Origin of the sequence: Aureliella helgolandensis (assembly GCF_007752135.1) — a bacterium.
Taxonomy (GTDB): domain Bacteria; phylum Planctomycetota; class Planctomycetia; order Pirellulales; family Pirellulaceae; genus Aureliella; species Aureliella helgolandensis.
The window spans coordinates 5836262-5861431 of record NZ_CP036298.1 but is presented as its reverse complement, the minus strand read 5'-3'; the positions used below and the strand labels follow the sequence as shown (position 1 = coordinate 5861431).

The 25170-nt window shown below is 55.0% G+C and carries 15 protein-coding genes; 6 read left to right on the top strand and 9 right to left on the bottom strand.

Annotated features, from left to right (window positions below; all coding sequences use genetic code 11):
- The first annotated feature begins 7 nt into the window (after positions 1-7).
- The 6 genes from Q31a_RS20565 to xrtU (Q31a_RS20540) all read left to right on the top strand — a co-directional run bounded on the left by Q31a_RS20565 (position 8) and on the right by xrtU (Q31a_RS20540) (position 11897).
- Positions 8-3871 carry a coiled-coil domain-containing protein gene (locus tag Q31a_RS20565; RefSeq protein ID WP_145082098.1) on the top strand — a complete coding sequence of 1288 codons (3864 nt, stop codon included), beginning with the start codon at positions 8-10 and terminating at the stop codon, positions 3869-3871.
- Positions 3871-6282, top strand: coding sequence for a hypothetical protein (locus Q31a_RS20560; protein WP_145082095.1), 2412 nt, complete (start codon positions 3871-3873; stop codon positions 6280-6282). The genes Q31a_RS20565 and Q31a_RS20560 overlap by 1 nt, the downstream gene beginning before the upstream one ends.
- Before the next feature lie 287 nt (positions 6283-6569).
- A complete protein-coding gene (locus tag Q31a_RS20555) occupies positions 6570-7649 on the top strand; it encodes a hypothetical protein (RefSeq protein WP_145082093.1) in 1080 nt (359 codons plus the stop codon).
- A gap of 284 nt (positions 7650-7933) precedes the next feature.
- Positions 7934-8572, top strand: coding sequence for an RNA polymerase sigma factor (locus Q31a_RS20550; protein WP_145082091.1), 639 nt, complete (start codon positions 7934-7936; stop codon positions 8570-8572).
- Positions 8573-8639: 67 nt separating this feature from the next.
- The gene (locus Q31a_RS20545; RefSeq protein ID WP_145082089.1) at positions 8640-9734 is read left to right on the top strand and encodes an anti-sigma factor family protein; all 1095 of its coding nucleotides are present in this window, start codon (positions 8640-8642) and stop codon (positions 9732-9734) included.
- A 384-nt stretch (positions 9735-10118) separates the two neighbouring features.
- Positions 10119-11897, top strand: a complete 1779-nt coding sequence (gene xrtU, locus Q31a_RS20540) for an exosortase U (RefSeq protein ID WP_197355437.1) — start codon at positions 10119-10121, stop codon at positions 11895-11897.
- A gap of 1417 nt (positions 11898-13314) precedes the next feature.
- Here the strand turns inward: xrtU (Q31a_RS20540) and Q31a_RS20535 are convergent.
- The 9 genes from Q31a_RS20535 to Q31a_RS20495 form a co-directional block, all read right to left on the bottom strand.
- A complete protein-coding gene (locus Q31a_RS20535; RefSeq protein WP_145082085.1) occupies positions 13315-14841 on the bottom strand; it encodes a tetratricopeptide repeat protein in 1527 nt (508 codons plus the stop codon).
- A gap of 150 nt (positions 14842-14991) precedes the next feature.
- Complete coding sequence (locus tag Q31a_RS20530; protein WP_145082083.1) at positions 14992-16716, bottom strand: archaeosortase/exosortase family protein; 1725 nt, start codon at positions 16714-16716, stop codon at positions 14992-14994.
- 2 nt (positions 16717-16718) lie between these two features.
- Positions 16719-17711 carry a GDP-mannose 4,6-dehydratase gene (locus tag Q31a_RS20525; protein ID WP_145082081.1) on the bottom strand — a complete coding sequence of 331 codons (993 nt, stop codon included), beginning with the start codon at positions 17709-17711 and terminating at the stop codon, positions 16719-16721.
- Positions 17712-17733: 22 nt separating this feature from the next.
- A complete protein-coding gene (locus Q31a_RS20520) occupies positions 17734-19425 on the bottom strand; it encodes a hypothetical protein (protein WP_145082078.1) in 1692 nt (563 codons plus the stop codon).
- Positions 19422-21176 (bottom strand): exosortase U, encoded by a 1755-nt coding sequence (xrtU, locus tag Q31a_RS20515; RefSeq protein ID WP_197355436.1) that lies wholly within the window; start codon positions 21174-21176, stop codon positions 19422-19424. Before xrtU (Q31a_RS20515) ends, Q31a_RS20520 begins: the two co-directional genes overlap by 4 nt.
- Positions 21173-21880, bottom strand: coding sequence for a sugar transferase (locus Q31a_RS20510; RefSeq protein ID WP_145082074.1), 708 nt, complete (start codon positions 21878-21880; stop codon positions 21173-21175). Before Q31a_RS20510 ends, xrtU (Q31a_RS20515) begins: the two co-directional genes overlap by 4 nt.
- 2 nt (positions 21881-21882) lie before the next feature.
- A complete protein-coding gene (locus Q31a_RS20505; protein ID WP_145082072.1) occupies positions 21883-23091 on the bottom strand; it encodes a UDP-N-acetylglucosamine 4,6-dehydratase in 1209 nt (402 codons plus the stop codon).
- 16 nt (positions 23092-23107) lie between these two features.
- A complete protein-coding gene (locus tag Q31a_RS20500; RefSeq protein ID WP_145082070.1) occupies positions 23108-23770 on the bottom strand; it encodes a NeuD/PglB/VioB family sugar acetyltransferase in 663 nt (220 codons plus the stop codon).
- Positions 23767-24954 (bottom strand): LegC family aminotransferase, encoded by a 1188-nt coding sequence (locus Q31a_RS20495; protein WP_145082068.1) that lies wholly within the window; start codon positions 24952-24954, stop codon positions 23767-23769. Before Q31a_RS20495 ends, Q31a_RS20500 begins: the two co-directional genes overlap by 4 nt.
- Positions 24955-25170 lie beyond the last annotated feature (216 nt).

The following is a 25170-nucleotide window of genomic DNA, read 5'->3' as shown; positions in this document are numbered from 1 at the left end:
AATGCAGATGGATACTCGACTTAAACAGCGTCTGATCGAAGTCGCACGCCGCATGCAATCGGTTCGGCGTGGATGGTGTTTGACTGCAATTTTTCTAATGTCGGCGGCCATCGCGTGGGGGATTTACCAAGTTGCTGCGGCTGGCTTCGCGGTACCAGCCGAAACGCGCTGGTGGTGGCTAGGCTGCACGATCGTAGCTGCTTTGCTGGCCGCCGTATTGACGCGTCCGCGGGAACGACAATATCCCCAAGTGGTACAACGTTTAGAACGGACCTTTCCCTCCCTCAACCAACGCTTGGTGACAGCCACCGGTCTTCGTTCCCGCACTAGAAACGGTGAATTCGGATACTTGGAACGCAGTGTTATTTCTGAAGCACTGCAGCATGACCGTCAGCACGTTTGGCGTACGATCATTCCCAATGGCAGGTTGTTGGTGGTACATGCAACGACCCTGATCGCCTTGGCTGCCATGGTGCTGATCGCCGTCCGCCTCTGGCAACCTGAGAAGCAGTTGTCGCTTCAGCCCGCTAGTATTAAATCGGTGGTGGTACCGCAGAGGACTCCGATCATCACTCCCGGAAACACTGAAGTTGAGCGGGGTTCCAGTCTAATTGTGACCGCTCGCTTCGAATCGGACTTGCCGGACGAAGTGTGGTTGTTGCAGCGGGTGAAAGGGGACGCTGAGGCTGATGTCAGTCGGATCAGTATGCGGCGTTCGTTGAACGATCCCGTATTCGCCGCGTTCCTCTATGATGTGCGGGAGCCACTCGAATATGCCGTCGAGTTCGATCAACGGCGTACTCCTGACTACCAGGTAGATGTCTTTGATTATCCGGCATTGGTCCGGGCGGATGCTGTGTTGGAATACCCGGTCTACACGCAACAGGAAACAAAGACTGTGGTTGATACACGACGTGTTACTGCTGCAGCCGGTACCAAGTTGACTTGGCAACTCCACTTGAACAAACCTGCCATCACCGCACACTTGCTAACAGAGTCCGGAGATACTCACGCGTTTGCGCCAACGGCTTCTGACGCGACTGTGTTGGAAACTACATTGCAATTGAATGAATCTATTCAGTGGACGCTACAGCTTGTCGACAGAGACGGACGACAGCAAGCACGTGAGATTACGCTGCGAGCCAAAGTATTGCCGAACAAGCCGTCGGTGATCCAATTGACCTCTGGCGGTGACGCGGTGGTTTCCCCTATCGAAGAGTTTCTTGTTGCCGCCAAGATTACCGATGACTTTGCCGTTTTTCGTAGCGGGATTGGGTACCAGTTCGGCGATAGCGCTCCGGTAGAGATCGAGCAAGCAAGAACAGAAGCAGACGAAGTCGAATCCGCTGAGATCAAACCGTCGCGTGAATTGACCCTTTCGGAAATGATCGATTTCGAATCCCTAAATGCGGAACCCAATCAATTTCTGTCCTACTACGCCTGGGCTGAAGACCGAGATGTCGACGGGCAAGTCCGCCGGACGATGAGTGACATGTATTTCGTCGAAGTGCGCCCCTTCGAAGAGATTTTTCGTCAGGGAGAACAGCCCTCTGCAGGGGAACAACAGCAAAGTGAATCTGAATCTCAGCCACAGGGGAATGAAGAGACCGAAGAGCTGTTGGAACTGCAGAAGCAAATCATGATCGCGACTTGGAACGTCATGCGCGAAGCCAAGGGAGAGCGTTTGCTGGGGCGATCGGCTCCCGACTTAGTTATGTTGGCGGAATCACAAGCCTCCGCCATCGAATTGCTGGAAGAAAAGGGAGCGGAGAGTAACGTGCAGGGCGCGGCGGAGATTCTTGCGCGTGCCACTGAAAAAATGCAGGCTGCTGTAAAAGTTCTCGAACTGTCCGCCGACTCCCTCAGCAAAACGGATTTGAGCAGTGCGCTCGCCTCCGAACAAGCTGCCTACCAAGAACTGCTACGTCTGCAGAGTCGGGAGCACGAGGTTGTTCGCTCGCAGCAGTCCCGCAGTTCGCAGAGTCGTTCACAGCGGTCACAGGCCCGCCAGCAGCAAATCAACGAACTCGAACTCGAGAATCAAGAGAATCGTTATGAAAATGAACGGCTCGCTCAAGACCAACAAAGTGAAGAGCAGAACACCGTGCGGCAGGTGTTGAGTCGGCTTCGCGAGTTGGCCGCGCGACAGGAAGATATCAACGAGCAACTGCGAGAAATTGAGGCCGCGTTGCAAGCAGCCGACTCAACTGCGGAACGCGAAACACTTGAGCAGCAGCTTCAACGACTGCGCGAGCAACAGCAGCAGATGTTGCAGGATAGTGACGAACTGCAAGAAAATCTCGATGCTCAAAATTCTCCCTCTCTGGAGGAGGCACAGGAGCAGATGCAGGAAATTCGTGAGGACATGCAACAAGCCTCCCAATCCCTGCAGCAAGGCAATACCAGTCAAGCACTTTCCTCCGGTACGCGGGCGGCACAGAATCTTGATGAAATGCAGGAGGAGGTTCGGCAGCAGGCCGCTGGCCAGTTTGCAGAGACCATGCAGGAGATGAAAGGCCGGGCTGCTGAACTGGAAGAAACTCAGGACCAAATTGTTGAACAAATGGACCGTGTCGATGCTGAACCCAGTGGCGGCCTGCGAGCTCCCAGCCAAGAATCGGATGTGGCTGAGCAATTGGAACAGCAGCGACAACGACTCAACGAACTATTGGAGCAAATGCAAACCACTGTCGAGCAGGCGGAGGATGCGGAACCACTCCTCGCGCAACGTCTGTACGACAGCTTTAGGCGGACGGAGCAACAGCAGGCCGATCAGCGATTGGAGTTAACGCAGCGATTGTTCGACCGCAATTTAGCGCCACAGGCCAGAGAGCTGGCGGGACAATCGGTCGAAGACCTTTCCATGTTGAGGGAGGACATTGAAGACGCTTCCGAAGTCGTGTTGGGCAATTCCGTAGATTCACTACGCTTGGCACTCGATCAACTCGAACGACTTGAGAATGACGTACACCGGGAGCTGGAAGAGGGGCTGGGACGCGACGATTCAGCGGAGCGAGGCCAGACCACGCCCAGGACTCCCCAGGGGGCGGCAGATGAGGAGGAGATTAGCGGCGATGTACCAGGAGGCTCGCCGTCTCCAGTCGACCCATCGCAGTTCGACGCGACGGAAGGGCAAACACCGGGGTCAGCTCAAAACTCAGGGGAGGGCCAGTCTGCACCACCCCAGTCTGCGCCTGGACAAGAACCATCTCAACCCGGACAGCCTCAGCAATCCCAACCCGGACAAGAGCAACCCAGCCAGGGACAACCCGGCCAAGAGCAACCCGGCCAGGGGCAATCAGGACAAGGGCAACCAGGACAAGGGCAACCAGGACAAGGACAACCCGGACAAGAGCAACCCAGCCAGGGACAACCCGGACAGGGGCAGCCAGGACAGGGACAGCCAGGATTACGTGGTGGATCTCCGAACAATTCGGGTGGCCGCACCGGGCAGCCTGGCAGTGGGCTCTTAGGAGGCGGGGCTTCCTCAGGCGAAAATTCTGGCCAGGAGGAGTGGAATCCCAACGCGGCCCCCTTTACCGGCGAAGGATTCCGTGAATGGTCAGATCGACTGCGGGATGTTGAGGAGCTGGTCGACGACCCACAGCTTCGGTGGGAGGCAACGCAGATTCGGCAGGCTGCTCGTGAATTGCGAGGTGAGCTGAAACGGCATTCCGCAGCGCCTCAGTGGGACGAGTTGGAAAAGATGGTCGCCCAACCCTTGGCCGACTTGACCCACAAAGTCTCCCAAGAGTTAATGCGTCGCGTCGCTCAAAAGTCGGAGATTGTGCCCATTGACCGCGACCCAGTTCCGAGTGAATTCAGTCGTAGTGTGGAACTGTATTATGAAAATTTGGGGAGATCGCAGTAATGCCAGAGACATCGGCAAACGGCGACTCGCCGGTCTTGACCTCCCAGCTCTTGAATGCCTTGGGACTTGATTCCCTCGTGTTGGGTGCTCGGTATTGGGTTTGGATGGCAACCGGAATCGGCTTGCTACTTTTCGTCTTAGTGATGTGGAGTTATCTTTCCCGCAATGCAACACGCACGCCTTGGATCGCCCTAGGGTTGAAGCTGTTTGCAATTCTAGCGCTGCTGTGTTGCCTCGTCGATCCGATGCGCCGCGTCGAACGCCCCCGGCCGGGGGCGAACGTTTTAGCAATTGTGGCAGACAACAGCCGGAGCATGGAACTACGTCCTACAGGCCGCGACCAATCGATGATCGAGCGCTTGCAGGCTCCCCTCGATAGTGAGTCAGCCTGGCAGAAACGCTTAGCCCAAGATTTCGACGTCCGGCGTTATCAGTTCGATGCACGCCTGCAGGCTGTCAACGACTTTTCGAAGCTCGACGCTTCAGCAAACTCCTCTTCACTTGCTGAGGCACTGCGGACGCTGAAGGAACGGTTCGCGACGCACCCAGTCGCGGGCGTTTTACTCTTCACTGATGGTTTAGCCACGGACGATCTCGAAGATCTGCTCAGTTCCGGCCAGCTCCCCTTTCCAATCTATCCCGTTGTGGTGGATGGGGCTGAGGATATTATTGACCTTGAGCTGCGCGAGGCGTCAGTCAGTATGTCTTCGTTTGAATTGGCCCCAGTGACGGTGGAAGCGGTTTTGGCCAGTCGTGGTTTGGGGGGAGAAAAGGTTGTGGTCCGGTTGATGGATGCCGACGGCCAAACGATGAACCGGCAAACGTTCTCGCTCGACGCCAAGGAGTCGCAGCAGAAAGTGCGTTTTCAATTCCAACCCGGTGAAACCAAATCCGCTTTTGTAACGTTACGAGCGATGCTGTCGAGCGAGGATCGCGATGATATCCTTGCGGAAAGCCATCTCGAGACCACCACCGTCAACAACCGTAGCTTGGTCTCCGTACGGCGTGGTGAAGGGCCCTACCGCATTCTATATGTCGCTGGGAGACCCAACTGGGAGCTCAAGTTCTTGCGTCGAGCCCTGGAGGAAGATGTCGAACTCAAATTTCAAGCACTCGTCCGCGTTGCCAAAAAAGAGGCGAAATTTGGATTTCGCGATCGAGGAGTGGAGAATGCCAATCCGCTACTGGCTGGCTTCAGTGAAGATGAAGAAACCGCAGAGCAGTACGATGAACCAGTCCTGTTAAGGCTGGGAGTCGCAGAGCAGGAACTGAAGTCGGGATTTCCTGGCAATGCCGAAGACCTGTTCCACTACCATGCCATCATCCTGGACGATCTCGAAGCAGGCTTTTTCTCTCAACAGCAAATGTTGCTGATCCGCCAATTTGTATCGGAACGTGGCGGCGGTTTGATGATGTTGGGTGGGGAAGAGTCGTTTAATGAAGGAGGGTACCAGGATACGCCCCTCGGGGATGTTCTGCCCGTTTATCTGCGAGGAACACCACCCTCTTCTCAGGAAGTTGGTGTGTTGGAAGCACAATACCAATTGACGCGCGAAGGCTCACTTGAACCCTGGCTAAGGTTGCGTGACAACGAAAGCGATGAACGCACGCGAGTTGAGGAGATGCCTCAGTTTCAGGCTTGGAATCAGGTCGGCGCGCACAAGCCGGGAGCCTCCGTTTATGCCCAACTAACGACTGAGGAAGGTACGCGCTCCGGCCTCGTCGGACATCGATTTGGTAAAGGTCGCGCGCTCGCGTTGATGGTCAGTGACATGTGGCGGTGGAGTCTGCGGCGCAGCACGACTGAAACGGATGATCTTGCCCAAAACTGGCGGCAAATGGCACGCTGGCTCACCAACGATTCCCCTCAGAGAGTCGAGGCTCGCATCGAAGCTCCCGCCGATACACAACAACCGCATCTGATTGTAGTCACACTGCGCGACGCCGCCTTCAAACCCTTGGACAATGCTACCGTTCAGCTGGCTGTCCGCGGGCCCGATGGCCGGTCCATGGAACTCGTGGCTACGCCCGATGCAGTTTATCCAGGACGGTATCGCGCGGAGTACTGGTCCCAACTGGATGGTGGCTACGAATGCACCGTCAGCGCGACCGGGCCTGATGCTGAGGTGTTGGATGTGGCTCATACGGGCTGGGTTGCTCGACCTAGTGCCATTGAATTTTCAAGAGTTGAACCGGATCGGGATTTGCTCAATCGCTTGGCGAATGCCAGCGGTGGCGAAGTGGTGCGAGTGGAGGGCCTGGAACGATTGGCTGCCTCATTGCCCACTCGCAAAGTTCCCGTGTCGGAAACACGCTTAGAATCCATATGGCATGGTCCTTGGCTATTGTGCTTCGCCATCGCTTGCCTGTGCGCCGAATGGGGAATCCGTCGCTGGAAGGGAATGCCGTAGGTAGCGCGCTGGACCACTTTATCCCAGCTCAGCTGCTTAGGAATCCATTCCCATTTCCCGTTCAACCCACAAATCGTCACCCGTCGGTAAGCAAGGCACGAGTAGTCGCCGCTGCAGAGCAGTCCGCGTTGAAAAGTGAAAAGTGGTTACCAGGGGACTGGCGTGAAAGTCGTGCTTGCGGGAGAAGTCGTTTTGTGGATGACCCGTTCGACAATATTTCCAATGGTGCGCCCTCTGGGGTTCAATTCAGACATGCCTGTCCGCCCCCCACGCTAGGATTTTTGACTATGACGCGATTTCGAAATAAGCACTCCGCTCGCAACGGGTGGCGGCTACGACCTGAGAAGCTCTTGCATGCCATGCGCTGCGGCGTGTTGCGAGCTGCTTGTTGCGCTGTGTACCTGCACTGCTGCTGGAGTTCTCTAGCAAGTTTTGCGCAGGAGCCCGTCAGCCCAACGACTCCCAAGGTCAGTCGGTTGATTTTGGTGGTCGGTGCGCCGGGAACGGATGAATATGCACAACAGTTCAAACAATGGGCGGAGCAGTGGCTAAAATTTGCCAACGAAGCAGCTCTGGACGTCACACCCATCGGTTTGGCTGGAGCAACAGAGTCTGCCACTGGATCGGATAAGCAGGCCTTGCAGCAAGCGATCGACCAAAATGCTGATGCGGCTGGACCATTGTGGATCGTTTTATTGGGGCACGGGACTGCTTCCCGGAATATTGCCAAGTTCAATCTTGTTGGAGAGGATGTTTCTTCGTCGGAACTCGCCGCATGGCTGAAACCAAAAACAAGCGAGTTAGTGGTGGTCAATTGTTCTTCAGCGAGTGCATCGTTTCTCACTGATTTGAGCGGTCCTGGTCGCGTGATCGTAACGGCGACGCGAAGTGGTAGCGAAAGCAACTACGCTCGCTTTGGCAAGTATTTGTCCGAGTCGCTCAGCAATCTACAGGCTGACATTGATCACGATCAGGAAGTCTCGCTCCTAGAGGCCTTCTTGATGGCGACGTCCCAGACCGAACGCTTCTATGAGCAGGATGCACGGCTTACCACCGAACACGCGTTGCTGGATGATAATGGGGATCGCCATGGAGTAACCGGCGATTTCTACCAGGGGATTCGTCCTGTGAAAGTTCCCAAGCAGGGGCAGGCCGTAGATGGATTGCAAGCCTCGCGCGCAATTCTTTATTCCTCCCCCGATGCTCCACAATTCACTCCCGAGCTTGCAGGGAAGCGCGCGGAGCTAGAACGGCAATTGGATTCGTTGCGGAGCCAAAAAACGCAATTGTCGGAAGCCGAATATTTTGAGCAGCTGGAAGCCCTACTCCTTGAATTAGCGCATCTCTACGACTTGGCCGAAGGGTAGCTAGCCTAATTGGAGATCCCCTCTGAAGGGCGGTGTGACGTGGTGCCCGTTCGGAGGAGCGGTTCCTCTCAATGGCTGCTACTGCACTACAATAGGCTCATTGGGGGGGAGAATGGGCTACTCGGCGATGGCCGTGCCCTGCCTGATTGAGGGGGGCAAGCGGCGGTTCACTGAGCTGGTCGGCCTTAAATCGACGAATTAGAGCCGTAAATTGCAAGATTCTAGGCTATGCGGCTACAATAAACCTGGGTGCGACACATAACTTAGTTCATGAGAAGAGCGCAATGCCAAAATCTAGCGTTTGCAAGGAAATAGACGCGAGTTCCTCGTTGGCTCGTTCCGCGGGCAGCGACGAAGATCTCTTGCGTGCGTTTGTGTTGCAGCACGACCGCTTGAGTTACGAGACGCTGGTACGCCGTTATCAGCATGAAATTTATAATTATCTGAGACGCTACCTAGCCGATGATGATCTAGCGGAGGATGCGTTTCAGTTGACGTTCGTGCGCGTCTTCAAAAAAGCGGAGCAGTTTGATCTGACCCGTCGTTTTCGCCCCTGGTTGTACGGTATCGCTACGCACCAAGCGATCGATTTGCAACGGCGCGGAAGTCGCCGGGCGTTGCAGAGCTTGGACGCTAGTTTTGGAGAGACCGACTCGAGGGCCTATTCCCATGCGGCGGCGATTCCAGACCATCGCGTTCCTAGTCAGGATGTGTTAGTCGAAGCTGAGTTTCGAGGGCAAATGCGCGATGCGGTAGCAGAAGTTGGTGAGCCGGGGCGGAGCGCGCTTGAATTAATTTATCTGCAAGGATTGTCCTACCGAGACGCTGCCGACTCGTTGGGGGTACCGGTAGGGACGGTGAAAAGTCGTGTGCATTCCGCAATTCGTAAACTTTCTGCTATTTGGCAGCGTAGTGAATCATAGGTAGCAGGCACGGGTAGTCCGCGCTGCTCCTTGCAAATTATTCACCAAAGCCCCCTTTTGGCTGACTATGCAGATAAACGAAGAAGAACTCATCGCCTATCTACTGGGGAATGCTTCTCCAGCCCTCAGGCGGGAAATCGAGTCTCAGCTCCCCCAAGACGAAGAACTGCAACAGCAACTGGACCGATTGAAGGCAGTTCTCGATGAATTGGACTCGTTAAAGATCGTGTATGAACCCCCTGCTGGCTTGTTTGACTCGACCATGGCGCGGGTCGATGAAGCTGCTGCGAATCCCACGGACCGCGACGGGGCTCTCGTGGTAGATGGAAATGGTGCCGCGGAGTCTCCCGATCGGCCGCTTTCACGGTCCAACGAGCGAGTTGTACGCCGGTTTGGGCAACCCTCGTTAACCTCGAAAAGCCGCTTCTCCTTTTGGGATTCTACCGCACTCTGTTTGAGTCTAACCGCACTCTGTTGCCTGCTATTGCCCGCCGTGGTGCGGGCCCGGTTTGAGGCGCGGCGTGCACAGTGTGCAGACAATATGAGACGCACCGGAGAGGGATTGTTGCACTACACGATGCTCGACCCAGCCGGCCGCTTTCCAGCGATTGCTTGTGAGGGCATTGAGTCCTTTTCAGGGGTTTACTATTTGCTGATGTCAGAGGTAGGCATGCCCATTCCTCCCAGCCAACTGCGTTGCTCCAGTTTGTTGGGAATGGATCTACCCAACCGGCAATCTCAATGCGACTTACCTTGCGTGTCGACTCGCAGGGACTTGTACGAACTGCCACCTGCATTGCTCAAAGAGTACCAGGTGACCGCTGGCGGCGATTACGCTTATTCCTTGGGAGTGTATGAGGACGATCAAGTCGTCGCCGTCAAGAGTGTTGGTGGAGGGGACTTGGCGATCATGGGGGATACTCCTTCAATTGACGCAGGCCAGGTTTCCTACCAAGCTCACGGCGGCCAAGGTGTGAACATCCTCTACGGTGATGGCAGAGTTTGTTATGTGTCCGTCAATGCGTTTAGTAATTTAGCGGGAATGACGGGAGCTTTGGATCATCCCTACTACAATCGCAATCAAACGCATCAGGCTGGGGTCAACTCCCACGATGCCTCTCTAGCTCCCAGCCATATCGGCCCCCTAGGACCTTTGAAATAGTCTGCTCTGGCACTAGGGGAAATCTTGACCACCGATTGTCAGCAGGATGGCATGCCCCCAATGGAGACGCTTCGGATTTCGGTTAGAATTGAAGCTTAGTTCCTTGTGCGCAATCCCGTTTAACTCTTCAAGGTGAGTGTGGGAAGCACGAGTCTCTTACCCATAGCGCCCAAAACACGGGAACTCGTAAACCTGTCGACTCCTGCCAACCTCCGTGTCAGTTAGAGCTGAGGCGTGGGCATCAAGCCGCAACCCTGCGATGGGGTTCGCCAGTTCGATTGCAGCTGTGATTCCGTCGATATTAGACTGGGGCAAGCTGCTTGCCGACATTGCTACAACTCGAATTCTAAGTTGTGACGAAGCACTAGTACGAAGCGGAGTGCATTGATCGCTCCTCCACTCGAATCCAACCGCAATCAGATTGTACATGTCTCCATGGAAGTTTCCTCTCCCACTCCTCAAACGCCCCAATCCGACTGGCAATGGAATCTTTGGGCGGGTGTCCTGCCAATCCTAGCCATGTCGCCCATGCTGCTCTACGAGGCGGCTGCACTGTGGAGTCGTGAATACCTGCGGTTCTTCCCTTTGGCGATCGTTTGGGTAGCCGTGCTCGTCGGCTTGCAATTGCGAACGTCACGCGGGACAACGCGGCCGGCGCGACGGTGGAGTGCGATTGCCATGCTGGCGGTTGGCTGTTCACTCTATGCCTACAGCGTTTGGATTTTTTCTCCTCGCCTTGCGCATCTCGCCGCAGTGCTTGTGTTTTGCGCTTGGGCACTCGGACGCTTCGGGGAGAAGCATTGGATTGAACCCGTGGTGTGGACGGCTGGCCTGGCAACTGCCAGCTTGTTGCCTTGGGGGTGGGATCAGGGAATTCTGCGTGGTTTGCTGTACATTTCGACTTGGGGTACTACAGCCACACTTGACGCACTGGCGATTCCTTACGTTCAGAACGGGAGCTTGATTGAAACCCGTGGCCTCAAGTTGTTTACAGCAGAGGTGTGTGGAGGAATAGGCAATTTCTTTTCGTTTGCCACTTTTTCTATTCTGCTGTCCGCCACCTTGCGGACGAGCATGCTTGTTACGCTCAAGTCGCTGGGACTTGTGGTCGTCTGGTCGGTATTGGCTGATTATTTGAAGATGCTGACTATCTTGTTATTGCAGGAATTCAGCGGCCGTGATCTGACCACAGGCAAGGATTATCAAATCCTTGGAATAATGGTGATCCTATTTGTGTTGCTGATGATTTGGCAGAGTTTGCGGTTCTTTACTCGGGTTTTCGCTCCTATCCCTGTGGGGGACGCTGAAGTTGGACCAGCCTATGCGGCTTTGAATCGGATGTTTTGCTGGCCCAATGCATTTCCGTTTGAGAATCTGGAACCCAAGGATGACTATGAAAAAGCACGCTTCCGGGCTGCAAAAGAAAAGCGAGAAGCCGAACTGCGCGGCGCACCGGCATTAAACTGGCGGCAAAGCTCACTTGCAGTATGGTCCGTGCGTTTGTCGGCAATCGTCTGTCTCGTTGCGATGGTGTTCCCGATTCAGTCTCTTGGCAAGCAAGGTCTCGGCGGTCTCAGTTTCGGCCGATCGGCGCTCGAGCCCGAGCAAATTGCAAAGTTTGGCAATGTCGATGTGTTTCCAATGACACTGAGTGGCGGTTGGCAGCGGATTGGGCAGGAGAGAACGCTCCGCAGCCATCGCAGTGAGTCGGGCGAGCACTCTTTTGCATGGCGCTACCAAGCAGGTGAACGGCAGCTTACCGCTTCCAATGACCTGCCACTCCAAGGCTGGCATGATCCAATCGCCCAACGCGAACGCTTGGGATGGAAAGTGTTGCGGTCTCGCACTTTGACGGTCGATAATTGGCCCTGGTGCGAAGGAGTACTCGAGAATGAGTTTGGCGGTAGAACCTATGTGTTCTACACGCTGCTAGAGTTGTCTGGTGAGCCGTACGTCAGGCTTCCGGAATACCTAGCTCCTCCCACTACCCTGGAAGATGTGCCAGTGGAAATAGCGGCAGCAAATGCTCAGGCAGAGAATGCAGCCACGTACCAATTCGAAGTCGTGAGTGAAGCCGCCGAAGCACTCTCGCCAATCGAACTGGATGAGTTACGCAGCACGTTTCTCAATCTCCGAGCACTAACGCGGCAGTTTCCCCAATAGATAGGCGCATTGCAAAAGTCGCTTGTGTTGCAGGCCCAAGAGGTGACGTTGCCCGGCAAGAAAGCTACGACGAGTCGCAGCAGTCCACATGGAGTGCGATGATCGGAGCGGTTTCTGTGGAGTGCGATGACTCGTCATCGCTTTGTCGGGCTATTGGGTGCGTAATGGTTAGTCCACCGAGCGGGCGTTTGGGTGCAACCTTTGTCTCGCATTCTTGGGAGCAAGAGCGTTCGCCGCCGTCCCTTAGTGTACGCTGAAGACACCTGGCTGCCGGGCAAGAAAGCTGCGACAAGTCGCAGCAGTCCATATGGAGTGCGATGACTCGTCATCGCTGTGTAGAGGAGTTTGGGGCGTTGCGGATGGCCCACCGAGCGGGCGTTTGGGTGCGACCTTTGTCTCGCATTCTTGGGAGCAGGAGAGTTCGGCGCCGTCCCTTGGCGTACGCTGAAGACACCGAGCTGCCGAGCAAGAAAGCTACGACGAGTCGCAGCAGTCCATATGGAGTGCGATGACTCGTCATCGCTGTGTAGAGGAGTTTGGGGCGTTGCGGATGGCCCACCGAGCGGGCGTTTAGGTGCGACCTTTGTCTCGCATTCTTGGGAGCAAGAGCGTTCGACGCCGTCCCTTGGCGTACGCTGAAGACACCTGGCTGCCGGGCAAGAAAGCTACGACAAGTCGCAGCAGTCCATATGGAGTGCGATGACTCGTCATCGCTATGTAGAGGAGTTTGGGGCGTTGCGGATGGCCCACCGAGCGCGCGTTTAGGTGCGACCTTTGTCTCGCATTCTTGGGAGCAGGAGAGTTCGGCGCCGTCCCTTGGCGTACGCTGAAGACACCTGGCTGCCGGGCAAGAAAGCTGCGACAAGTCGCAGCAGTCCATATGGAGTGCGATGACTCGTCATCGCTGTGTAGAGGAGTTTGGGGCGTTGCGGATGGCCCACCGAGCGGGCGTTTAGGTGCGACCTTTGTCTCGCATTCTTGGGAGCAGGAGAGTTCGGCGCCGTCCCTTGGCGTACGCTGAAGACACCTGGCTGCCGGGCAAGAAAGCTGCGACGAGTCGCAGCAGTCCATATGGAGTGCGATGACTCGTCATCGCTTTGTCGGGCTATTGGGTGCGTAATGGTTAGTCCACCGAGCGAGTGTTTGGGTGCGACGGTTGTCTCGAATTGTAGGGAGCAAGAGCGTTTCTCGCGGTCCCTTGGCGTAGGCTGAAGGCACCTAGGCTACCGCGTAAGGGCCGTCGCAACCATTCTTGGCGGATGGTCGCCGAACCGCTCCCGGTTCGTTCGGGAAACTGCGGATCGGCGGAGCGATCTGGCGACACTTATTGTTCCGACGGTTCCAAGAAGGCTACGACGAGTCGTAGTCCTGTTTATCGCAATCGTTACAACAAGTCGCAGGTGCCTGCTGACCACGGCTATTTCTTATCGGTCAGCTGCTTGATGCGTCGCATTTGTACTTCCGCCAAGTCGGGCATACCAACGGCTCGGTAAACTTCGGCCAAGCGTTCATGCGTAGCAATCTTTCCCTTGTCGAGGCTGATTGCTTTTTCATAACTCTCAATCGCTCCCAGATTATCCTGTTGATGCTGTCGGATTTGGCCTTGGGTATCGAACATCGAAGCGCGCTGCGCCTGCGAAGCTTCTGGAGCGTTTAGAGCTTTGTCGATCATCTCGGCTGCCTCGTCAGCGCGGTCGGGTTGTCCTTTGATGATGGCGAAGGCAAGGTTGTTCAGGATGGTTGAAGAATTTGGGACTTGGCGCAAAGCCAATTCCAGGTGAGGGATGGCCGCGGCAGAATCTCCGTTGCGTATCTTGTTGTTGGCGACCAGCATGTGAGTAATGACGGAGGCCTGCCCATCTGCCAAGCTGGCTTCCACCGCAGCCTTCAACTCGGGGGATAGATTCTGACCTTGGGCCATTGCCTCAGCGACAGAGTCGATCACGGCAGGATTGGTGGGGTCTGCTCTGAGTGCCGCATCGAGATAGCTCAAGTTCAACTGTGCATCCGCCACGCTAGTCTGCGAAGTGGCTTCGTATTTCAATCGTAGAACTTCTGACAAAATACGCTTCAAGTTTTGGTCGTCGGGGGCAGATTTTACACCGCGGGATGCAATAGCTAAGGCATCATCGATTTTTCCGTCGAGTAACGCAAGGTTTACTAATTGTGCAACATCGTTAACGCTACCGTCTGAAGATTGGAGGCGTTTCTCCGCAGCCGCGCGACCCGCGATCACCGCATCGCGAAAGTCCGCTTGTTCACCGAGTTGTTTGGCTAATTCAGCATAGGGTAGATTCAATTCGGGATACTGTTGCACGTGAATACGGAGGATTCTTAGAGCCTCTTTCGGCTTGCCGAATTCGTTCAGGAGTTTGGCATAAACGAGAACTTGTTGCGCGTTTTTGAGTTCCGATTCGGCGACGGACAGGTCATTGAGCAATATTTCCGCTTGGGTCTTATCACTTTTCCAAGTTGCCATTTCGTAGTTGGCCAACCAGGCATGCCCCTTGGGAAACCCTTTCCCTTGGGCAGGGGCGATTTCGCGCATCATGCGAACCGCTGTGGGAAGTCTCCCTTGCCGAGCTAATTCATTCGCGACCAGGAAAACCGCGCGCTCATTGAAGCTTCCAAGTTGTAGAATTCGTCTAAGGGGAACCTGTAAGTTCCTTTCTGCCAGTAGCAGCTCCTTCTCCTGCTGAGTTGCCTCCGTAGCATCTTCATTGTTGATGGAATCGACCGCAGCCATGGTGCTGTCTACATCTTCACTGACGAGGCTAAGATATCGGCCAGCAATCTGGCTTCGTGTCAGCGTGGCGCCGTAAAGACTGATGCCTAGGCCGAACATGGGGAGGCAGAAAACGGTGGCGCCAATCCACAAGAGCTTCCTCCATTGACGGGTACGAAACCAAGCGATGAGGAAATTGAGTAGATCTTGGTAAAACATCGTAGCAACCTGACAAGGTTCGGTTCTAAAGCGAGAACTTGGACCCAACCAGTTTAGCAGCGGGCTGCTAGATTTCCAGCTGAGCGGCTGGTGGATATCGCAACCCGCCGTGAGCCTCTTTTCAGGCCAGAATCATTAGAGACCGAAAGGCTAGCGAGGATTCAGCTGTTCAAGAGAGGGACGCAGCGTTTCACACACCTCGAGCAGAATTTGTCGATAAGTGGCGCGCTCCTCTTCCGAAGTTCGGTCCGTGCCTTCCACCAGCAAGCGAACCGCGATGATGGTGGGTTGCAACTTTACGCAGTCGACTAAGCTCTGGAGCGAGCGGGAGCCCGTTGTCACTGCGGTTCGAAATGGGGGGAACTCATTGAGCGTCAGCGTTGCATAACCGACGTAGGACCGACCGGTAAGATCGTCCAGGACGATGACGTCATCGAGCAAGACAGTACCGAACCCCTCAATGGTCGCCTCGAAGGATTGACGGGGCTCCGCAAAGCGGCTGACGACGGTCAACGAATCGCTCTCTAAGGGGTAGAAGCCTCGCATGGGCAGTTCCACTACAATTTCAGCGCGTTGTTGGTCGACGACGTAGATCCACTTGGCGCCAAAGTTTCGGGAGAAGTGAGTCGATTTCCGCTCAAAGTTATTGAACTCCAATCGCTGCATGCCCTGCAAGTTCGCGGGCAGGCTCTCGAGGGAAAAATGGCTTTGCATTGCCTCTGTCGTGATTTGCAATGGTTCCATGCGTTTCCCAGCACTGCGCCCGAAAACTTCGTAGTTGGCAAGAATTCCAGTGGCGACCGCGAGGACTAGTAGTGTTGAAATGCCAATCAACTCTATGCGGCGATCTCGTGAGTTGCTAATGGTGTCGGCGGTGGGAGCGGTTTCCTTACCTTTACCGGGTCGTTCCGACTCTTCTTGGGTAGGCCATGAGACGACCCTGCTGTAGAAGGAGTGCAATCCATGCTGTCCTGCCGAATAAGCTTGAAAGGGGGCAAAGAGATTTTTCAGTGTGATTTGAAACGCCCAGATCAAGAGCACGGTAACAACGAGGAATCCTGCTTGAACTGCCAGCCCGCGGGCGCCAAACAGTAAATTCGGTCCATCGCTTTCAAGCAGATAGGCGGCCAATACCAAGTGTGCAACTGCAGAGAACCATGCCCACAGAGGTAGGGACAGGACCGTCAGGCCTCCAATCCATAAACTGCGTCGCAGTAACATTGACAGAAGTGTGGTGCATAGCAGCAACAAGTAGATGCTTCCCAAGCCACGGCAAACCAAGCTGGCTGGCAAACTGGTGCTGCGAAGTTGTAGGAGATTTCCAATGGCTAGCTGAGGGATGCTGAGAGCGTCCAGAACAACGCTCGCCGATGAGGCAGTACTGGATTCCAACAGTTGCGAAACGTCCGCAGCATCGCTGACGGGTAATGCTAGTAGGACCCAGAGTGGCAGCGTCCACCCAACGATCTCATGCCAGCGACTGTCGCCTAATCGCGCTAGGCCCCAACCTATGCACATACCGGTTACCGCGAGGCCGGCTAACCAAGGGGAAACGGCAAGTGCAGAGACGAGCCCGGCCAACGATGAGGCAACTAGAATCCCCAGCGACCAGTAAGAACGCCAGCGATGTTCCACAGGTACCAAGCGGAATTTACGCAAAGCGAAAAACAGGAATGCTAGTATCGCAATCGGAAAAAAGCGAAAGTCGGTCCGCTGCCATAGATCGCTGGCAAACAATCCGAGCATCGGGAGCAGGACCAAGCAGGTAAGCAGAGCTAACCAATCCACTAGGACGCGCAGGGGCCCGGCGGCCGCACTGATCGGTGCAATAGCTGCAGTGGATTCCGTGGTTTCTTCGATAGTTTCGTTTTGCATGTTCACTGTCTGCGATGATCGTCGAGTAACTGCAATTCCGCGTCCACCATAAGTTGGACCATTAGGGAAAAGCTGATTCGTGGCTTCCAGCCTATTCGCTCGTGTGCCAAACTGGAATCACCAACCAATCGTTGTGGGTCGGCTTTTCGCAGGTAGCGTTCGTCCAACTCAACATAATCGTTCCAATCGAGTCCAACGTGCCTAAACGCAATATCCAGCCAATCCCGAACTTGATGGGTTTGTCCGGTGGCGAGCACGAGGTCGAGCGGTTCGTCTGCCTGCAACATTTGCCAAAAAGCTTCAACGAAGTCGGGGGCATATCCCCAATCTCGCTGTGCTTCCAAGCTGCCAAGTCGCAATCGATCGTCTAAACCCAGCTTGATTCTAGCCGCGGCATTGGTGATCTTCCGTGTTACGAAAGACTCGCCTCGACGTGGCGATTCGTGGTTGAAACAGATTGCATTGCAGGCAAAGAGTTCAAAACTGTCTCGGTAGACTCGGACCATATCGGTCGCGAAGGATTTGGCAACACCGTAAGGCGTTATCGGCCGGTGCGGCGTGGATTCATTTTGCGGGCTCTCTTTGGGGGAACCGAAGATCTCACTACTGCTGATATGTAAGAACTTCGGGATGGGGTCACAGTCACGCAGGATCTCCAACAATCCCAGCGTCCCCATGGCTGCAAATTGACAAGTGGACTCGGGGACTTCGAAGCTGACGGCCACATGAGTCTGGCCTGCTAAATGGTAGACCTCTTGTGGTGTGACCTTCTGAAGAATGCGCCGGATGGTTGTCGCGTCATCCAAGTCTGCATAATGAAGATGCAAGCGTTCCCCGTAGACCTGCGAGTCGCGAGTTAAGTGGTCGATGCGCGAGCGAGTAAGACTGCTGCTGCGGCGTACGATTCCATGCACCTCATAGTCCTTGGCAAGTAGTAGCTCTGTGAGATAGCTACCATCTTGGCCTGTGATTCCAGTGATTACCGCTCGTTTCAATATTGCTCTTTCTCAGCTAAAGCTATTGGTCTGCTGCAGTTCGCGATGCTTCGGTGGCCACTTTCAAATATTGCTCTACGACCGGAACCTTACCCAACAGTTGCTGGGCCTCGGTCAGAGATGCAACTGCGGCCGTGGCTTGGCTCTCTCGCAATTGGATCACGCCCAGGGCAAGCCACGCGGCTCCATCCTGCGCATCAATCTGCGTGGACTGTTGCAACAGTGTTTCAATTTGGCGGTCCATCTCCGGAGTGGGGAGGACGTGCAGGCGATCATAGGTCAAGGCGATTCTGGCAACCATAGTTAGGTTTCCCGCAGCCCGATGGAGGAGTTCCAAGTGCGATCGTGAGACTTCGAATTCGTCGTTCAATGCTCGGGCAAACGCCAAAAGCGTATGCTTCAGGGTGTTGCTACTGCTGCCCGCAATCGCGTCGGCTACCCCTGGCGAGAGGACGAGCGGGGCTGCTGATCCTCCCGAAAGCTCGATAGCGGCCTCCCACATCAGTTGTGGAAACTCAGGCAAATTCGCTCCGATTTGCCAGGCGAAGTTCAATCCAACGGGGTACTTTTCTAGCCACTCCGAATTCACTGTTGCAAGTTCCGAAGCGGCTAGACGGCAGATCGTTCGTGCCGCACCGGCCCGCACCGCTACGTTGTTGTTTGTGTCTTGCCGCGACAGTGTGTAAGCGACGGCTTCCCACTCTCCCGTAACGCAAGCCAATTCAATTTCGGCCAAGCGTTCCTGCCAGGATTGTTCCTTACTAGCAACCAGGCTGCGTACGTTGGCGGGGAGGGTGGCCTCAGGGGCGACAGCGCCTTCGGCTCCTAAGGCATACAGCATTGCCGCGACAGATTGCCATTGTACCTTCGCCTCGGGGTGTTGGGGGGCCAGACGCTGGTAGGTCTCCCAGACGCTTTGGATTCTCGCTCGCCGCTCAGCCAGTAGCTTTGCCTGGTCTAGCAATTCTGGTTTTGTACCGGCGGGTGACGGTTCTTGTAAAGTGCCACTGTTCGCTGACGCAGCGTCTGTTCCGGATTCGTAAGCATCCCAAATCGATTCCATCGCCAACTGCAGTACTAGCAACCGATTGGGTTCCGAGTCGATTCCCTCGATTTCGCTTGCAAGTAAATGTTCTACCTGGGTTGCCAGCGCAGCTGCGTTAGGAATGCCCGTTCCCGCGATCCCATTCTCGTATTGGCCCCGCAGAGACCATAGGATCGCTTGTGACTTGAACTCAGACTCGCCGACTGAGAGCTGTTCGATGACGTTGCGCGCCTTTTCGTCGAAGGAGCGAGCTTGGGTTTGCAGTTCGTCACGTGCCGCCTCAGACAATGAACCTGAAGGCGAGGCTAGACTCTGCCTAAGAAACTGGGCGTGTTCATCTTGGAATTTAGCCCATTGCCAGTAACGCGCTGGATTCCCGTTTTCGAGTGCAGTCAGTCGACTGTAGACAACGTCGATCTCTCCTGCGACGCGTTGCAGCTGCTCGATATCAGCCGTTTCACCGCGTTGCCGAATTTGCTGGTACTTTACCTGCAGTTGCTCGGCGACCGACGCATATCGTGTCGGCAATTGTGCGGGGAGAATCCATTGACCGTAGACGGCGACAAGGAATGCAAGTCCGCCAAACACGAGTGCAGGCATGCCTGCCATCCATCGCGCTGGTTTTCCGGAAAGGGTTTCATGGCTAATTGGGGAAGACTGCTTACTCATGGGATTCGCGCTTCGGCTGCCTCCCAGAGGATTTCACGGATCGCAAGAAAGCGTTCCAGAGATGCGTTGCGCGCGTCCTCTGGCAACGGTTGCACTGAGGGGATAAAGATCTGAACTTGGTAGGCGGCGATCCCAAACAAAGCCCCGCGGACTGCGGGAGTTAGGCGGTTCGTCAAGCGTTCTTGCAGGCTCGTCCACTTATTCCATTGCCCGGGTGCTTTGACCGGTTTTCCAGAACGATCCACCAAAGAGAACAATAAGTAGCCGAATTCTCCACCGCGTTTAAACTCAGCCATGACAATGGGCCAATTTCCCGCTTGAGATTCATCGAGCAACAAGCGGTGTGTCATTTCCCAGCCAGCCGAACGGTAGCAACGCGTCAATTCGTGCCAACCGGGAAACATTTGGTCAAACGAGATTGATACGGTGCCGAAAGGTGCGGCGTAGTACCATAAATCGCTGCGCTGACCCAAATCATCGTTTCCGCGTTCGCGGTTCTCGCGTACATAATCGCGCTGTGGCCAACCAAGCAAATTTTCAGGTGCATCACGAAATGACATTTCAATCAATGGCTCATCGCGGAAGAAGTCAATCACCTTCTTCTGCTGGCCCCAAGACTGGGAGACGTCGTAGGTTTGGATGCCAAAACAGAATGCAAAAAATACCATCATCGGCGCAAGCAAGATCAAGTTGGCTGGCTTGAAATACGGTGGGTAGACGGTCTCTCCAGCGTTGAGGGGGAGTGAACTTGAGCTGACGAGTTCACCTTGACTGCTGGACGACGGGGGGACTTCCCCCGGTCCTTGCTGGGTGTGTGTTTGAGGGGCGTCACTTCGCCGATCAGCTGCGTCTCCCCACCATGTTCCACAATACGGCTGGAGACTCTCTGTCAACTTGACGAGCAGTTCATCGGTGCTCACTAGCAGCCCCAGTGCCAATGCCATCGTGCCGAAGCCCAGCAGGTCGTGCAGCAGTCCATGCGAAAGATCCACTTCGAATATGGCAAAGGCGACGGGAATTGCCGTTATGCGAATCGTGTTCATCAGCAATGCCCAACACGGACTCGTGGCAAGCAGGAGTATGGTATGAATGGGGCCGCGTCGGAAGAATGCAACCAGCAAAGCGCCAAAACAGAGGACCGCGAAGAACGACTGAATTCCGCTACATGCCTCTGCTACGCCAAAACTGCGACCGGCAAACTCAAGGACCGTTCCTGGCTGATGATGTGCATAGCCCAGTAGATCCAACCACTGTGAAGAAAGCCTGGCACTGTGCGCTTGCAATTGTTGGATGAGTATCGTATCCGCCGTGAGCAGCGTGTTGTACGGCGGTTGCCAGATCAAAGCCACTGGGATTGCCAGGTAGAGCAGGCTGCGTGGAGTGTTGCCATCGCGTTGTCCGGCCAGCCAGCTGGCAAAGCACATTGCAAAGCCGAAATAGCCCATCCACGGAGAGGCAAATATCGTCGCACAGAGAAGTCCAAAGACTCCGCCCACCAGGAGCACGAGTTGGACGGCCCGCCCATTCCAACTTAGAACCAGACGTCCCGAACGCCTCTTCCAAATGAGATAGGCGATCGCAACGACCAACACTGGAAAGAACTGATAGTGCGGTAGACGCCAGAGGTTCGCGCCATAGACCAAAACATAGGGCAAGGCGGAAAGTACAGCCACCAGCGGTACCACCGGCCCGAATTCATCCCACCAGCGATTTGCGGCGGGAGACGAACGAGTTTTCTCCAGGGTGTTCATAGCTGTTCGGTGGAGTTCAACCCCAGGTATTCGCGGATTATCGACGATTCGGGCTGAGGAAGGTTGGGCAGCCACTTGGCGTAACCGGTCCAGCCCGGTTTTAGCACAGCTACCGCCGTTCCGACTAAGATCTTCAGATCGGTCCATAGTCCCTGGTGCGCAACATACCAGACTTCCAACGCGCCTTTGTACGGCATGATGTCCTCGCGATAACAGGCACGCAGGTCGCGTCCTTCGGTCTCAGCCCGGGCAATGATGGCTTCTTCATCGCGGAAGACGAGCGAACCTATCCCGGTCAGCCCTGGCTTCACTTTCACGATCTCTTGTTGCACATGTTGTGGATAGTCTGCAAACCCCTTAGGCATTAGGGGCCGCCAGCCTACCAACGAGAGCTTGCCTACGAACACATCCCAGAACTGAGGAACCTCGTTGAGTTTAGTTTTTCGCAAGAATTTGCCAACCGGTAGAACGCGCGGATCGTTGCGGAGGGTAATGTCTTGGGTACCAAGATTGGGGCTGTCCTTAACCATCGTCGCAAATTTAGTGACTTGGATGATCTTACCCAGAAATCCGATTCGGTCCTGGAAATAGAATGCCTCATGCTCGCCGGTCAATTTTAAAATCACAATGATGATCGTCAGCGGCAATGCCAGTACTAGCAAAATCGCCCCAGAGACGACGATGTCTAACAGTCGTTTCAACATGATTACATCCGATTGTCGAGGTTTTTGCCAGTTTCTTTATGAGCAAAATTGGGTAACAATTCTGCAAACGCGTCTAGCAGGTCGGTTTTGGTCCAGCTCCTCGCCTCTCGCAAATGCTGAATCTTGGCCACAAATTCTCGCAATTGTTCCGGGCTAGAGAAGGCATCGTTACGGACAACTCCCATCTCGGCATAGCGTTCCCAGTCCACTTCTTCGGCAGAGGTGTAGAACTCTTCAAAGTCCTTTTCACCCGTTGTATCGGTGGTGAAGAAGTAGCACGGCCACTTGCGTTGTTGACTCAATTCATCGACCCGGCTGCGCGCTTCATCTTCGGTGGAGCAGATGAACGGTTCGTAGCCCAGGGATTCCAAATACCTCTGCGCCATGTCCGCGAAGGTAATGAGATGCAGTCGAGGGCTCAATTTTGGGAAGTAGATTTCGCGATCTGCGCCTTGCAGGATAGAGAATAGGCAAAGATGGGCTCCTTCCTGACCTGTCACAAAATAGCGACGGATATCGTTGGGAGCGGAAATGGGTTGACGTTTCTGGATACGTTCCGTCCAAGCAAACGGCAGAGAGCCATCTGAGAACGCCACGTTGGCAAACCGGGCAGTGGAAACGGCCGTTGGACTGGCTTCGCCTAAGAGGAACATCTCCATGATCCGCTTGGAGCCTCCCATCATGTTGACTGGATTCGCTGCCTTATCAGTCGACACGCAGAAGAACTTTTTGGCGCCTCCCGCTTTTGCAAACTCCAGCAGCTTGGTAGTCAGAAAGATGTTGACATCAATGAGACGCATCAACGTGAAGGGGTCTTTCTCACTGCGCACGTGCTTGAGCGCCGAGAAATTTAAGACATAGTCGTAAGGTGTTCCTTGAGCCAAGGCTTGTTGCGAAAATGCATCGAATTCTGAGCCCAATACGTCAAAGCAATAGGCGTGAAAGTCACCTTCGATGTAACCTAACGAAGCTCGCAGATCGCGAACCAACTCGGCCAAGTTGTTCTCGGAAGTATCGATCACGTGCAATGCCCGAGGATTGCGGGCGAAAAGCTCTCGGACAACGGCGCTGCCGATGGAACCCGCTCCACCAACCACCAGAAATCGACTGTTGGCGATCTCGTCATTCATGGTGCTTGCATGTTGAACCACATCTTGTTCGAAGAGCGGTTCATGGCGACCAATCATATTTAACAAGGAGTCGGTATTCATCTTGATTCCGTAGTTTCTAACCTGTCACAACGCGTGGGACGAAAGTTTTCGCCGGCACGCCACGTACGTATTCTCCGGCCGCTACATCGCGAACAACGGTCGCTCCGGCCGCCACAAAACAACCAACACCCAGCTCGATTCCCTGGATGACATTGCAGCCTGTCCCTAAATGACTTCCGTCACCGACGCGGACATCTCCCGATAGTGATGTGCCAGGGCCCAAATGGCAATGCTCGCCGATCACACAATCGTGATCGACGCCAACCAGGGTATTCACAATTGCAAAATTCCGCACAACAGCGCCAGGCTGAACGATTGCACCGGCATGGATCTGTGCCGTTGGTGAAACTATAGCACTTGGAGCGACCCAGGCAGCTGGATGGCGAAAGCCTGTGAATCGAAATCCGCGCTGCTGGAAATCCTGGACGATTTTCCATTTGCTACTTTCGCTACAGGTAGGGGTAATCCCTCCGATTCCTAGAATCAATTCAATTTGGTCGGGAGCATAGCGTTCGATCAGCTCGGCGTCTGTTAAGAGTAGGATCTTCGTTGCTGAACTATCGACGGCCGAGGGGGTGAGCGTCGTAGCAGCCAAGATTTGCCGACCGGAGGCTTCTAAGGCCGCGGCAACAACCCGCCCATGTCCGCCAAACCCGACAATTGCGATAGGAAGCTTCATTGCACAGTGCTCATCCAGTTCGGCGCTAGATCGGCGGAACTGGGAATATTGATGACCCGCTGGTTCAGCATTTCCGTGGTCAACAGTTCGCCTCGTGGACAGTCCGCATACATGGGCAAGTGATGCATCGGCTGCCACAGCGGACGCGATTGGTAACCTGCTCCGTTTAACACCTCCAGCACTTGATCACGCCGGGAGCTGTTGGCGCTAGACAGTACGAGTGCGTTGAGCCAGAAGTTGCTGCTACTGTCGGATGGTTCGGACAGATGCTCCACACCTTCCAGCGAAGCGAACGCCGCTGCATAACGCTCGGCGAGTTGGCGTTTTGCGTTCAATATCTTTGGCAAGATCTCCAACTGCGCAACCCCCAACGCGGCGTTGATATTCGGCAAGCGATAGTTCCAGGCCACTGCATCGTGATGAAACTCCCAGCGGTGGGGAACTTTGGCAGTGGTCGTCAGGTGTTTGGCTCGGTCGGCCAAGGCATCATCATCGGTTACGATGGCGCCACCACCACCGGTCGTTAGGATTTTGTTGCCATTGAAGCTGATTGCGGACAGCCTACCAAAGCGGCCCGTATGTTTGCCCTGGTAATACGACCCAAGCGATTCTGCGGCATCTTCAATGAGTGGCAGTTTGTACTCGTCACATAGTTTGACGATGGCATCGATTTCTCCCGGATGACCGAAACAGTGCATGAGGCATACCGCCCCAATACGCCGCCCTGTCTGGCGGTTGACTGGCCCAGTTGCTTCCGCTGAAACGGTTTCCTGCAAGCGAGCTTCCAGTGCTTGGGGACAAATCGAAAGTCTGTCCGCAGATACATCTACGAAGTGAGGCACGGCACCGCAGTGCGAGATGGCATTGGCTGTCGCGACGAACGTCAACGATGGGCACAGCACCTCATCGCCTGGCACTACCCCTGCCAGCCGTAAACAAACCTCGAGAGCAGCCGTTCCATTCACAGTAGCTACCGCTCTGCGGCAACCGGTAAATTGAGCCAGCTCCTCTTCAAATCGAGTGACATAGGAACCAGCGGATGAAACCCAGCCCGTGTCCAAACACTCTTTGACATACTCCCAGGCGGAAGGCGGCAGGTAAGGACGGTGGAGCAGCACCATTTCGGTTGCAGGCCCAATTGCCTGTTCCATCGCATTCAAGATTTTCTGTTCAATCGGTTCCATACAACTTCCTCAAAAGATGTTTTGCTTTCCTCCCACCCAGCAGCATTTCTCCAAGAAGCTGCTTCAAGTTCAAGGAGCCTCCCTCCCCGCTCTACCCTACTCCTACTCCTACTCCTACTCGTGCTCGTGCTCGTGCTCGTGCTCGTGCTCGTGCTCGTGCTCGTGCTCGTCCACACCCTGGCACCCTGGCACCCTGGCACCCTGGCACCCTGGCAC